Origin of the sequence: Paracoccus seriniphilus (assembly GCF_028553745.1) — a bacterium.
Classification (GTDB): Bacteria; Pseudomonadota; Alphaproteobacteria; order Rhodobacterales; family Rhodobacteraceae; genus Paracoccus; species Paracoccus seriniphilus.
The window spans coordinates 2,707,555-2,720,909 of sequence record NZ_CP067129.1 but is presented as its reverse complement, the minus strand read 5'-3'; the positions used below and the strand labels follow the sequence as shown (position 1 = coordinate 2,720,909).

Here is a 13,355-nt window from a genome sequence, read left to right as displayed (position 1 = left end):
GGGCTTCAGCGGGTCATGTCGTCCCAGAAGCTTTTGACCTTGTTGAAGAAGTTGTCGGATTGCGGGCTGTTGTCCGCCTTGACGGCTTCGAACTCGCGCAGCAATTCCTTTTGACGTCCGGTCAGGTTGACGGGGGTTTCGACGACCAGTTCGATCAGCATGTCGCCCATTTCACCCTGTGCCCCGGCGCCATGACGCAACGGCGGCATGCCTTTGCCACGCAGGCGCATCTGGCGGCCGGACTGGCTGCCGGCAGGCACCTTCACGCGCGTGCGGCCGCCGTCGATCGTCGGCACCTCGACCTCGCCACCAAGGGCGGCCGTGGCCATGCTGACCGGCACCTGGCAGGCAAGCGTCTTGCCCTCGCGCAGGAAGATCTCGTGCTCGGCGACTTCGATGAAGATATACAGATCGCCCGCAGGTCCGCCGCGCAATCCCGCCTCGCCTTCGCCGGCAAGACGAATGCGCGTGCCGGTTTCGACACCGGCGGGAATATTGACCGACAGTGTTCTTTCGCGCTCGATCCGGCCGGCACCATGGCAGGCCTTGCAGGGGTTCTTGACGATCTGGCCTTGTCCGCCGCAGGTCGGGCAGGTCCGCTCGACCGTGAAGAAGCCCTGTTGCGCGCGCACCTTGCCCATGCCGCCGCAGGTCGGGCAGGTGGCCGGCTGCGTTGCGCCTTCGGCCCCGGTGCCTTCGCATTCCTCGCAGGCGACCGAACCCGGCACGCTGATCGCTTTCTGCACGCCGCGATAGGCGTCCTCCAGGGAAACACGCAGGTTGTAGCGCAGATCCTGACCGCGTTGGGCACGCGATCGTCCGCCGCCACCGCCGCGCCGACCCATCATGTCGCCAAACAGATCCTCGAACACATCGGCAAAAGCCGAGCCAAAGTCACCCGGATGGCCACCGCCGCCGCCGCCACGCGCACCCATGCCGCCGTTTTCGAATGCGGCATGACCAAAGCGGTCATAGGCGGCTTTCTTCTGTTCGTCCTTCAGGCAGTCATAGGCTTCATTGGCTTCCTTGAAGCGCGCTTCGGCCTGTGAATCATCCTTGTTGCGGTCTGGGTGAAGCTCTTTCGCCTTGCGGCGATAGGCTTTCTTGATTTCTTCCGCAGAGGCCCCGCGCGAGACGCCCAGAACCTCGTAATAGCAACGCTTGGCCATCTTCGTTCCTGTTCACTTGCCCCAACGAAACAGCCGGCCCGCATAGAGACTGCGGACCGGCCCGAGAGGGGAGCGGCCCAGATCAGCCGCGGTTTTTGTCGTCGCCGAGATCTTCGAAATCGGCATCCACGATATCATCATCGACATCGCGGGGCGCGTCGGCACCGGTGTCGCCAGCGGCTTCTTCCGAACCCTGTTGCGACTTGTAGATCGCTTCGCCCAGCTTCATCGATGCATCCATCACGTTCTGGATGCCCGATTTGATCTTGCCGGCGTCTTCGGACTTCAGCGCTTCCTCAAGCGCGCCAATGGCCAGTTCGATCGCTTCGACGGTCGAGGCGTCGACCTTGTCACCGTGATCGTCCAGCGACTTGCGCGTGCTGTGGATCAGGCTTTCGGCCTGGTTCTTGGCTTCGACCAGTTCGCGGCGGTCCTTGTCGGCCTCGGCATTGGCTTCGGCGTCTTTCACCATCCGTTCGATATCCTCGTCGGACAAGCCGCCCGAAGCCTGAATGGTGATGTTCTGCTCTTTGCCGGTGCCCTTGTCCTTGGCGCTGACCGAGACGATGCCGTTGGCGTCGATGTCGAAGGTCACCTCGATCTGGGGCATGCCGCGCGGTGCGGGCGGAATGTCCTCGAGGTTGAACTGACCCAGCATCTTGTTGTCGGCGGCCATTTCACGCTCGCCCTGGAAGACCCGGATCGTCACGGCGTTCTGATTGTCTTCGGCGGTCGAGAAGATCTGGCTCTTCTTGGTCGGAATGGTGGTGTTGCGGTCGATCAGGCGCGTGAACACGCCACCCAGGGTTTCGATCCCCAGGGACAGCGGCGTCACGTCCAGCAGCACCACGTCCTTGACGTCACCCTGCAGCACGCCGGCCTGAATGGCGGCACCCAGCGCCACGACTTCGTCGGGGTTGACGCCCTTGTGGGGTTCCTTGCCGAAGAAGGAGGTCACTTCCGCGATGACCTTGGGCATGCGGGTCATGCCGCCAACCAGAACGACCTCGTCGATTTCGCCCTTGCTGACGCCAGCATCCTTTAGCGCTTCCTGCACGGGCTTCATGGTGCGCTTGATCAGGTCGCCAACCAGCGATTCCAGCTTGGCGCGGGTCAGCTTGATCACCATGTGAAGCGGCGTGCCCGAATCCTTGTCCATCGAGATGAACGGTTGGTTGATCTCGGTCTGGCTGGAGCTGGACAGTTCGATCTTGGCTTTCTCGGCGGCCTCTTTCAGGCGCTGCAGAGCCATCTTGTCCTTGGTCAGATCGACGCCGTGTTCCTTTTTGAACTCGTCGGCCAGATAGCTGACGATGCGCATGTCAAAATCTTCGCCGCCAAGGAAGGTATCCCCGTTGGTCGATTTCACTTCGAACAGGCCGTCGTCGATTTCCAGAATGGTGATATCGAAGGTGCCGCCACCAAGGTCATAGACCGCGATGGTTTTGGTTTCCTTCTTGTCCAGACCATAGGCCAGTGCGGCTGCGGTCGGCTCGTTGATGATGCGCAGGACTTCAAGACCCGCGATCTTGCCGGCATCCTTGGTGGCCTGACGCTGAGCGTCGTTGAAATAGGCCGGAACGGTGATGACGGCCTGCGTCACGTCCTCGCCCAGATAGGATTCGGCGGTTTCCTTCATTTTCTGAAGGATCATCGCGCTGACCTGTGCCGGAGAATATTTCTCGCCCTTGACTTCGACCCAGGCATCACCATTGCCGCCATCGACGATGGCGTAGGGAACCAGTTTCTTGTCTTTCTCGACGGCTTCGTCGGTGGTGCGACGGCCGATCAGGCGTTTGACGGCAAATACGGTATTGCTTGGATTGGTCACGGCCTGACGCTTCGCGGCCTGTCCGACCAGACGCTCGCCGTCGGTGAAGCCGACGATCGAGGGCGTCGTGCGTGCGCCTTCGCTGTTTTCGATAACCTTCGGCTGGCTGCCATCCATGATGGCCACGCAGCTGTTGGTTGTGCCGAGGTCGATCCCGATGACTTTGGACATAGATGTAACCTTTCTTGCGGCGATAAAATGGACCTTGGGTCCGTTATGGCCCCCGTAGCCCGATCCCGTTGAGATTGTATGTGTCCGGAAGCATCCGGACGCTTCGGGGGTGTATATAGGGATGGTTTTCCGGCCCGCAAGCGTTCTGAACCCGCAAATTTGCGCAATTCGGGGCTTCGTTCATGCAAAAAACCAGGCAGGCGGCGCGGCTATTGCCCCGCCGACCAGCTGAGGGATTCATGTTTGCGCGTCGAGAAATTGACCAGCAGCCCGATCAGCAGCGCCCCCAGAGAAAACCAGATGGCGTAGAGCGGATCGGTTTTGTGCGGCGAATAGTTGACGAACAAGAAGCCGCGCTCCTGATCGATGATGTGGAAAAGCGGGTTCCAGATGAACCAGGGCATCATGAAATTGGGCAGGACATTGGCGACGAACATCTTGCCCGAGGCGAACATGTTGATGCGCTGATAGGCCGTTGCCAGCAGCGTTGACGCCCGGGGCGCCCAGGGCCGCATGCCCAGAAAGACCAGCCCCACGCAGACGCCCGAAAACCAGGCCTCGAGATACATGGCGACCGCCCCGATCGGCTGAGAGATGGTAATCGGCCCGAACAGGACGTGATACAGCCACAGAATGGCCAGACAGCTGATCGTCTGGCGATAGAGAACCGCAATCGATGAAGCTGCGATCAGAACGGCAGGGTTCAGTGGCTCGTGCTTGATCAATCCGCCGGAAATCGAATGGCTGCCCGAGACCGCACTGACGGTTTTGACATGCGTCATGAACATGAAGATGCCGGACATGATATAGAGGATGAAATCGCCGCGAATCGGAGATTGCCGGACGCCCAGCACCATGAAGATGACAAGGAAGGCAGCCATGAAGATCATGGTCTGGGCAATCGTGATCAGCAGTCCCACCACAGCATTCCTGTGGTCGGTGCGAAGATTGTAGACGGTCTGGTGATAGATCAGGGTCAGCGTGGTGCCCGCGGCTTCGAGGATGTTGCGGGTATGTCTTTGTCTGAACACTTGGACGGTTCCGTTTGTTGTGACTGTGACACAAAGCCCTCGAATGGGCGCGGCGAAAAGTCTTTGGGCGTGGCAGTCCTTGCCCAAGCCACTTGGCACGACCATAAGGGAGGTTGGCCGGCCGGACAATCACGCGTCCGTCCCGAGGTGACTGGTAAGAAGGAATATTACATGCAGTTTGACCGACTGACCGCCGAAATGCGCCGGCTTGCGCTGCGGGCCGGTGAGCGGATCATGGAAATCTATGCCTCTGACGATTTCGATGTGCGGGCCAAGTCCGATGCGTCACCCGTCACCGAGGCTGATGAAGCCGCCGATGCCATCATTTCGGCCGGTCTTCGCGAGGCATTTCCCGATATTCCGCTTGTGACCGAAGAGCAGTCTGCGACCCATGAACAGGCAATCTCGACCTTCCTGATCGTCGATCCGCTGGACGGGACCAAGGAATTCATCAAGCGTCGTGGCGATTTCACCGTGAACATTGCCTATGTCGAGAACGGCGTGCCGGTGCGCGGCGTTGTCTATGCGCCGGCCAAGCAGCGCCTGTTCTACACCACGGCCGATGGCCGCTCGGTCGAGGAACGCGGGCCCTTCGGGGAAGAACCGGGCGAAATTGCACCGGTAGGCGTCAATCCGACGCCGGACAACCGTGGATTGATGGTTGTTGCGTCCAAATCGCACCGCGATGCTGCCACGGACGACTATATTTCCAAATACGGCGTACGCGACATGACCAGCGCGGGGTCGTCGCTGAAATTCTGCCTTGTGGCGACCGGTGAGGCGGATCTCTATCCGCGGCTGGGCCGGACCATGGAGTGGGATACGGCCGCAGGTGATGCCGTGCTGCGCGGTGCCGGTGGCGAAGTCGTGCGCTTTGACGATCACAGCACGCTGACCTATGGCAAACCCGGTTTCGAGAACCCGTTTTTCATCGCCTTCGCACCTGGCGTCCTGTTGGTGAAGAACTGATATGTCGGTCGTGATCATCATTCCCGCCCGCCATGCCTCCAGCCGATATCCCGGCAAGCCGCTTGTGGATCTGCGCGGCGCCGGTGGAGAGGCCCGCAGCCTGATTCGCCGCAGCTGGGACGCCGCGTCAGCCGTCAGCGGTGCTGATCGGGTTGTCATTGCAACCGATGACTCGCGCATTCAGGAACATGCCGAAGGTTTCGGCGCCGAGGTGGTGATGACCTCGGAGCAATGTCGCAACGGCACCGAACGCTGCGCCGAGGCCATCGCGAATCTGGGCATCTCGCCCGAAATCGTGGTGAATTTGCAGGGTGATGCCCCGCTGACACCCGCCTGGTTCGTCGAGGATCTGGTTGCCGGGTTGCGTGCCGATCCGCAGGCCGGCGTTGCGACGCCGGTGCTGCGGTGTTCGGGGAAAATGCGGGCCGATCTGATCGCGGATCGCATGGCCGGACGCGTGGGCGGAACTACAGCCGTGTTCGGGGCCGACAAGCAGGCGCTCTATTTTTCGAAGGAAGTCCTGCCCTATGCAGCCGGAACCTTCGGCGATGACGAGGACAGCCCGGTCTTTCACCATGTGGGCGTCTATGCCTATCGTCCCGATGCGCTTGCATCCTATGCGGAATGGGGCGAGGGGCCGCTGGAGCGGCTGGAAGGCCTGGAGCAACTGCGCTTCCTCGAGCGGGGACGGAGGTTGCTTTGCGTCGAGGTCGAGGCGCGCGGACGTCAATTCTGGGAATTGAACAATCCTGAAGATGTTCCCCGTCTCGAAGCCATGATGCAGGAAATGGGAATCGACTGAACAATCGACTGAGCAAATGCGCCGGAAAGGAGATCTTTCTGGCGCATTCCACACCCACTGGTTGATTTGGGTGGAACATCTTGGCGATTTCGTGCCTGATACAATAAATCTGTAGTGTACGGGCGGGACCAATCGCCGCGTAATTGGTTGATAATTGAGGGGGCGGGTAATCCGTCCTCGGGGTTTTGAAGTTGAGCAAAGGTGATGTGCTATGAGTCGCAAGGTAACAAAAGCTATCTTTCCCGTGGCCGGTCTGGGAACGCGTTTTCTGCCTGCGACAAAGAGTATTCCAAAGGAAATCATGACCTTGGTTGATCGTCCGTTGATCCAGTACGCGATTGACGAGGCGCGCGCAGCCGGGATCAAGGAGTTCATCTTCGTCACGTCGCGCGGCAAGGGTGCCTTGGAAGACTACTTCGATCACGCCCATGAGTTGGAACGCAGCCTGAAGAAATCCGGCAAGACGGAACTGCTGGATCTGCTGCGCGAAACCAATATGGAGTCGGGTGCGATCGCCTATATCCGTCAGCACAAGGCGCTGGGGCTGGGGCATGCAGTCTGGTGCGCTCGCCGTCTTCTGTCTGCGGATGAACCTTTTGCCGTGATCCTGACGGATGACGTCATCAAGGGCGAACCGCCCTGCCTGCAACAGATGATCGAGGCCTATGGCGAAACAGGTGGCAGCATGGTCGCCACCATGGAAGTGCCTGCGGAAAAGGCAAAGTCATATGGCGTTCTGGATGTCAGCGAGGATATGGGCGCCATCGTCAAGGTCCGCGGCATGGTCGAAAAGCCTGCCGAGGGAACCGCGCCTTCGAATCTTGCCGTGATCGGGCGCTATATCCTGGCGCCGACAGTGATGCAGAACCTCAACAAGCTGAAGGCCGGTTCCGGCGGAGAGATCCAGCTGACCGACGCCATCGCCGATGAAATCGAGGCTGGGCGCGGCGTCTATGGCCTGCGCTTCCGCGGACAGCGGTTCGATTGCGGGTCCAAGGCCGGGTTCCTGCAGGCGACCGTGGCATTCGGGCTGGAACGGGAAGAGCTTCAGGCAGAGTTCATGGAATATCTGAGCGATGTCGTGGGAATGGGACGGGCTGCCGAATAATGTCAAAGAAAGTTCTTGTGACCGGTGGTGCCGGTTATATCGGCTCGCATGCCTGCAAGGCGCTGGCGCGGGCGGGCTATACGCCGGTCACGCTGGACAATCTGTCAACCGGCTGGCGGGATGCGGTGAAATTCGGGCCGCTGGTCGAGGCGGACTTGCTGGACAGGGCATCGCTGGACCGTGCCTTTGCCGAACATGAACCCGTTGCGGTGATGCATTTCGCCGCGCTGAGTCAGGTCGGCGAAGCCATGTCCCAACCGGGGAAATACTGGCGCAACAATGTGTCGGGCTCGTTGAACCTGATCGAAGCGGCGGTGGATGCGGGTTGCATGAATTTTGTCTTCAGTTCGACATGCGCGACCTATGGTGATCGCGATGGAGAGGTTCTGGACGAGAATACTCCGCAGGCACCGCTGAATGCCTATGGTGCCAGCAAGCGCGCCATCGAGGATATGCTGGTCGATTTCAGCGCTGCTCATGGGCTGCGCCATGTCATCTTTCGCTATTTCAATGTCGCAGGTGCCGACCCCGATGCCGAAGTGGGTGAATTCCATCAACCCGAGACGCATCTGATTCCGCTGATTCTGGATGCGGTGGATGGCAAGCGTGCTGCGCTGACCATTCACGGCACGGACTATCCGACGCCGGATGGAACCTGTATCCGCGACTACGTGCATGTGTCGGATCTGGTCGATGCGCATGTGCGCGGGCTGGAATGGCTGCGCGCGGGCAAGGGTGACCGGGTGTTCTGCCTTGGAACGGGTGACGGGTTCTCGGTGCGCGAGGTGGTTGATGCCACGCGTCATGTCACGAACCGCGCGGTGCCGATGCAGGATGGCCCCCGTCGCGGTGGCGATGCCGTCAAGCTGGTCTGCGGCAGCAAGAGAGCGCGCGAGGAGCTGGGCTGGGAGCCTTCGCGTTCGACAATGCCACAGATGATCGGTGACGCCTGGCGGTGGCATCAGAACGGATCCTATTCGTCGTGACCGGCGCGGCCGCCCGGATTGGCGGCCGCTTCCGGCGAGGCTGGGCGGCATATCGTTTGCGCTGGAAGCGGCGAGAACTGCTTTGGCGTTGCATCCGCGCATTCAGACAGTTGACTCCGCTGACCGACCGCACGTCCGGGATCCGGTCGGGGGATATTCTGGTCTTTGCCACCATCCGCAATGAAATCGGACGGCTGCCAGAGTTCCTGTCCCATTATCGCGCATTGGGCGTGTCGCATTTCCTCGTGGTGGACAATGACAGTGATGACGGCTCGGCCCGGCTTCTGGCTGCGCAACCTGATGTGTCCCTGTGGCGGACAGGGGCGTCCTACCGGCAGGCACGCTTTGGCATGGACTGGCTGGGGGCGCTGTTGTTCCGCCATGGTCACGGGCACTGGTGTGTGACCGTCGATGCCGATGAATTGCTGGTCTATCCCGACTGTGACCAGCGCGACCTGCGCGAGATGACTTCATATCTGCAAGGGCAGAACATCCGCGGGATCGGCGGGTTGATGCTGGACCTTTATCCGCGCGGGCGGCTGGACCGGGCCGATGCCGATGAAGATGCACCGCTGGTTCAACGGTTGCCCTATTTCGATGCCGGACCCTATCGTTGCCGCGTTCAAAGCCCAAGGCGCAATCGCTGGGTCCAGGGGGGCGTGCGCGAGCGGTGTTTCTTTTCCGAACGGCCCGAGCGGGGGCCGACGTTGAACAAGCTGCCGCTGATCTTCTGGAACCGGCGATACGTCTATGTGAACTCGACCCATTCCATGCTGCCGCCAACCCTGAATGACCTTTATGACGGGCCGGAGGATGACCGGCTGTCCTGCGTGCTGCTGCACAGCAAGTTCCTGCCCGAGATCGTTTCGAAATCGCGGGAAGAACTGGTTCGTCGGCAACATTTCAATGATCCCGACGCCTATGCCGGCTATCATCAGGCCCTTGCCGAGGCTCCGGTTCTGTGGCGAGAACAGTCGCAACGCTATGATGGGCCAGAGCAATTGGTGCGGCTTGGTTTGATGAAAGCGGGAAATTGGTGTACCCGCGATCAGGCAGGCTGAACCGCAACACCGGGGTGGGGAACCTTGCAGGAAGAACTTTGAAACAGCATGTCAGAAGCAATGTATTTTAACGTGACACGCAGCGGTGGTGCTTGCCAGTGATCAGGGCCTTTCGGAAACCGGTTCTTTCCGATCGCTTTCGTCGTCGGGTCGAACGCCAGTGGCTGATCGGCCGGGCCGTCAACCGGCGTGGCGCGCTGAAATCGGTTTCCAACAGGACCGCCGATATCAAGCCTGGCGATATCCTGGCCTTTGTCACCCAGAGGAATGAACGGGTCCGTCTGCCCTATTTTCTGGACTATTACCGCGATCTGGGCGTGTCGCATTTCCTCTTTGTGGACAATGACAGCGATGACGGCAGCGCGGATTTTCTGCGCCAGCAGCGGGATGTGTCCTTCTGGACCACCAAGGCCAGCTACAAGCGGGCGCGTTTCGGCATGGATTGGATCAACTGGCTGCTGATGCGCTATGGTCGCAACCATTGGTGCCTGACGGTCGATCCGGATGAGTTTCTGGTCTATCCCCATTGCGACAGCAGGTCCCTGCCGGCACTGACGAACTGGCTGGATGCCTCGGGGCGCAGGTCGTTTCCGGCCATGCTGCTGGACATGTATCCCCGCGGCATGCTGGACGAGGAACCCTATCATGAAGGTCAGAATCCCTTCGAGATCGTGAACTGGTTCGATCCGGCCAATTACGCGATTTCCAAGAACCATTATTTCGGCAATCTGTGGATCCAGGGCGGGCCGCGCACGCGCGCCTTTTTCTCGCATGATCCGCTGAGCGGACCGGCCCTGAACAAGACGCCGCTGGTCAAATGGCATTGGCGCTATGCCTATGTCAGTTCGACCCATATGCTGCTGCCCCGGCAATTGAATCAGGTCTATGACGAGGATGGCGGAGAGATGGCCTCGGGCTGCCTGCTGCATGCCAAGTTCCTGTCCACCTTCGTCGAGAAATCGGCCGAGGAACTGAAGCGCCGTCAGCATTATGCCAACAGTCAGGAATACCGCGCCTATGATGCAGGGCTGCAAAGCGGCATCAGCCTGTGGTGCGAAGAGTCGCGACAATATCAGGACTGGCGGCAACTGGAAGATCTGGGCCTGATCTCGCGGGGGAATTGGGCATGACCGGGGCCGTCGAGCTTGGGGTGATCCTGTTGTGTCATGCCGATCTGGACATGGCGGCCCGCATGGCGCGGATCTGGGCTGAAGGCGGGGCAAAGGTTGCCGTGCATGTCGATGCGAAAGCCCCTGCCGATGCGGTTGCCACCATGCAGGCAGCGATGGCCGATCTGGACGGGGTCATTTTCACCCGGCGCCATCGGTGCGACTGGGGGCGCTTCAGCCTGGTTCAGGCCACTCAGGACGCGGCCGAATCCCTGCTGGAGCGATTTCCCGAAGTGACGCATGTCTATCTTGCCTCGGGGTCCTGCCTGCCGCTGCGGCCGGTGCGCGAACTGATCGGGTATCTGGGCCTTGCGCCCGATCGCGACCATATCGAAAGCGTCAGTGCCTATGAGGTCGGCTGGACAGTCGGCGGGCTGAATGAGGAACGTTTCACCCTGTGGTTTCCCTTTGACTGGCGCAAGCAACGTCGGCTTTTTGACCGCTGTGTCGAGTTTCAGCGCCGTCGCGGCATCCGGCGCAAGCTGCCCGAAGGAATCACGCCACATCTCGGGTCGCAATGGTGGTGCCTGACCGCGACGACCCTGCGCGCGATCCTGAAGGATCCGCGGCGACGCGAGTTCGATCGCTATTTCCGCCTGTCCTGGATTCCGGATGAAAGCTATTTCCAGACTCTGGCGCGGCGTCATTCGGCCCGGATCGAAAGCCGTTCCCTGACCATGGCGAAGTTCGACCACAAGGGGCGGCCCTACCAGCTGTATGACGACCATATTCCCATGCTGGAGGAATCGCGTTGTTTCGTGGCGCGCAAGGTATGGTCCGGCGCGACGAAGCTGCTGGGGTATTTCCCGACCCCGCTTTCTGGTGCGCCCGATCTTTCGCCCCCTCAGCCGGCCAGCATCGAACGCGCCATCAAGAAAACCGTCAACCGCCGGCAGCGCGGGCGACCGGGCCTGTACATGCAAAGCCGCTATCCCCGCAAGGATGCCGAGAACGGCAAGACCTCGGCGCCCTATGCCGTGTTTCAGGGATTCAGCGACATCTTTCCCGAATTCGAATCATGGCTGACAGGGCATTTGTCGGCGGATGTGCATGGGCATCTTCTGGGGCCTGAATCGGTTGAATTCGCGGGCCGGCCGAAGATCGGACCCGGAGCGATCCCCGACAGCGTTGCGATGCGCGACCGGGATGCGCAGGGCTTTCTGACCTCGTTGATCCGGATTACCCCGAAAATGCAGGTGTTTCAGTTCAGCCCCCGCGACAATCAGGTTCTGAACTGGTTCATTGCCACCGACCCCAATGCGCATCTGTTCGTGGTGACAGGCGCATGGGTGCTGCCCCTGCTGCAATCCGGCATGCCCTTTGACGATGTGCGCCGCATGGCCGCGCGGTTGCAGCGGGCCGAGCTGGAGCAGCTGGAGGTGCTGAAATCGGTCTGGGTCAGGGCGCGGCTGCAACTGCATGACCTGTCGGATTTCCTGGCTCGTCCGCAGGCCATCCTGAATGAGGCGGTCCAGCAGCTGGAGCCTCAGGTGCCGGATCTGAACGATCTGCCCCGGATGCGCGACATGAGCGGACTCGAGGAGTTGCTGCGCCGGTTGCGCAATTCGGGGCTGCCACCGCGCTTGACCGGGGATGACCTGCTCTTGTCCACCTTGCCAGATACTCAAAGGACTGCCGCAGAATGACACAGCAATTTCGCAGTTTCGTGATTTTCGCCGAGATGCGGACCGGGTCCAACCTTCTTGAGGCGACTTTGAACGGTGTGCGCAAGGTGACCTGCTTTGGCGAGGCCTTCAATCCCTTCATGATGGGCTGGCCGGACAAGGAGGAATTGCTGGGCGTCACCCGTGCCGAGCGCGAGGAAGATCCGCAGCGCCTGCTGGACAAGCTGTTTGACAAGCCTGGGCATCTGCCGGGTTTCCGCTATTTCCACGACCACGATCCCCGCGTTCTGGACGCAATCATCGACAATCACGCTTGCGCCAAGATCGTGCTGACCCGCAACCCGCTGGAAAGCTATATTTCGACCCGTCTGGCGCGCGAGACCAACCAGTGGAAGCTGAATGAGACCGAAACCGCCATCCCCGCGGTCACCAGCTATGACCCGGTCGAGTTCCGCCAGAACCTCAGCGAGATCGAATCCTTCCAGTTGTCGATCCTGAACCGTCTGCAGGCCAGCGGCCAGACGGCCTTCTGGCTGGGCTATGAGGATCTGCGTGACACAGGAGTGATGACCGGCCTGCTGCATTGGCTGGGACGGACGGATGTCGAACAGGTCCATCCCGCCAGGGATCAGGTGCCGCAGAATCCGCGCGAACTGGCCGAGAAGGTCGACAATTTCGACGAAATGCAGGCCGATTTGCACAAGCTTGACCCCTTTGCCCTGCGCAGGGTGCCCAATTTCGAACCCCGTCGCGGGCCCGCGGTGCCCAGCTTTGCCACCAGCGAGGCCGGAGCGGGCTTGCTGTTCATGCCGGTGCAGGGCGGGCCGACGGACATGCTGCGCAGCTGGCTGGAGGCTCTGGGAAATCCGTCCGGGAAATATACGCAGAACAGCCTGCGTCAGTGGAAACGCAAGCATCCGGGGCATCGCAGCTTCAGCGTGTTGCGCCATCCGCTGGCCCGCGCCTGGGACGCATTTCTGCATCTGATGACACATGCCAAGCCCGAGCTGCGCCAGTTAATGCGTGACGTCCATCGCGTGCCCCTGCCTGCAGATGAAGAACTGTCCGAACTGAGCGAGGACGCTGCCGCGGCGCTCTTTGCGGATTTCCTGGATTTCCTGCGACGCAACCTCAACGGCCAGACGACCCTGCCGACCCATCCCAATTGGGCCAGCCAGTCAGAGGTTGTCGCGGGATTTGCGCGTTTTGCCCAGCCCGACATGCTGATCCGCGAAACGCGGCTGGCGACGGATCTGGAGTTCCTGTGCCATCAGACCGGCATCGACGATCCGCGCAGTGATCTGCTGTCGCCAGAGCCGCTGCCGGAATTCCTGTCGGATCGGAAACTGGCCGTTGCGGCCCGCGCGGCCTATCTGCGCGACTACATCGCCTTTGGTTTCGATGTGGAACTGACGCCCGCCAGCTGATTGCAG

The 13,355-nt window shown here is 60.7% G+C and carries 11 protein-coding genes; 8 read left to right on the top strand and 3 right to left on the bottom strand.

Annotated elements, in window-relative coordinates:
- Nucleotides 1-5 precede the first annotated feature (5 nt).
- The 3 genes from dnaJ to JHW44_RS13310 form a co-directional block, all read right to left on the bottom strand.
- A complete protein-coding gene (gene dnaJ, locus JHW44_RS13320) occupies nucleotides 6-1,169 on the bottom strand; it encodes a molecular chaperone DnaJ (protein ID WP_089342442.1) in 1,164 nt (387 codons plus the stop codon).
- Nucleotides 1,170-1,251: 82 nt separating this feature from the next.
- Complete coding sequence (gene dnaK, locus JHW44_RS13315; RefSeq protein WP_089342443.1) at nucleotides 1,252-3,171, bottom strand: molecular chaperone DnaK; 1,920 nt, start codon at nucleotides 3,169-3,171, stop codon at nucleotides 1,252-1,254.
- Between the two features lie 209 nt (nucleotides 3,172-3,380).
- Complete coding sequence (locus JHW44_RS13310) at nucleotides 3,381-4,202, bottom strand: ABC transporter permease (RefSeq protein WP_089342444.1); 822 nt, start codon at nucleotides 4,200-4,202, stop codon at nucleotides 3,381-3,383.
- A gap of 171 nt (nucleotides 4,203-4,373) precedes the next feature.
- On the opposite strand from JHW44_RS13310, the gene cysQ reads away from it, so the two are divergent.
- The 8 genes from cysQ to JHW44_RS13270 all read left to right on the top strand — a co-directional run bounded on the left by cysQ (nucleotide 4,374) and on the right by JHW44_RS13270 (nucleotide 13,349).
- The gene (gene cysQ, locus JHW44_RS13305; RefSeq protein WP_089342445.1) at nucleotides 4,374-5,171 is read left to right on the top strand and encodes a 3'(2'),5'-bisphosphate nucleotidase CysQ; all 798 of its coding nucleotides are present in this window, start codon (nucleotides 4,374-4,376) and stop codon (nucleotides 5,169-5,171) included.
- A 1-nt stretch (nucleotide 5,172) separates the two neighbouring features.
- The gene (gene kdsB / locus JHW44_RS13300) at nucleotides 5,173-5,973 is read left to right on the top strand and encodes a 3-deoxy-manno-octulosonate cytidylyltransferase (RefSeq protein WP_089342446.1); all 801 of its coding nucleotides are present in this window, start codon (nucleotides 5,173-5,175) and stop codon (nucleotides 5,971-5,973) included.
- Between the two features lie 211 nt (nucleotides 5,974-6,184).
- Nucleotides 6,185-7,081 carry a UTP--glucose-1-phosphate uridylyltransferase gene (locus JHW44_RS13295; RefSeq protein ID WP_089342447.1) on the top strand — a complete coding sequence of 299 codons (897 nt, stop codon included), beginning with the start codon at nucleotides 6,185-6,187 and terminating at the stop codon, nucleotides 7,079-7,081.
- Nucleotides 7,081-8,067: a UDP-glucose 4-epimerase GalE gene (gene galE / locus JHW44_RS13290; RefSeq protein ID WP_089342448.1), complete on the top strand. Its 987-nt coding sequence runs from the start codon at nucleotides 7,081-7,083 to the stop codon at nucleotides 8,065-8,067. The genes JHW44_RS13295 and galE overlap by 1 nt, the downstream gene beginning before the upstream one ends.
- Nucleotides 8,068-8,177: 110 nt before the next feature.
- Entirely contained in the window at nucleotides 8,178-9,128 is a 951-nt protein-coding gene (locus JHW44_RS13285; protein ID WP_336385706.1) for a glycosyltransferase family 2 protein, read from the top strand.
- A 98-nt stretch (nucleotides 9,129-9,226) separates the two neighbouring features.
- A complete protein-coding gene (locus tag JHW44_RS13280) occupies nucleotides 9,227-10,258 on the top strand; it encodes a glycosyltransferase family 2 protein (protein WP_245846712.1) in 1,032 nt (343 codons plus the stop codon).
- On the top strand, nucleotides 10,255-11,943 hold the full coding sequence (locus JHW44_RS13275) for a DUF5927 domain-containing protein (protein ID WP_089342449.1): 1,689 nt from the start codon (nucleotides 10,255-10,257) through the stop codon (nucleotides 11,941-11,943). The genes JHW44_RS13280 and JHW44_RS13275 overlap by 4 nt, the downstream gene beginning before the upstream one ends.
- Nucleotides 11,940-13,349, top strand: a complete 1,410-nt coding sequence (locus JHW44_RS13270) for a sulfotransferase family 2 domain-containing protein (protein WP_089342450.1) — start codon at nucleotides 11,940-11,942, stop codon at nucleotides 13,347-13,349. The genes JHW44_RS13275 and JHW44_RS13270 overlap by 4 nt, the downstream gene beginning before the upstream one ends.
- Nucleotides 13,350-13,355: the final 6 nt, after the last annotated feature.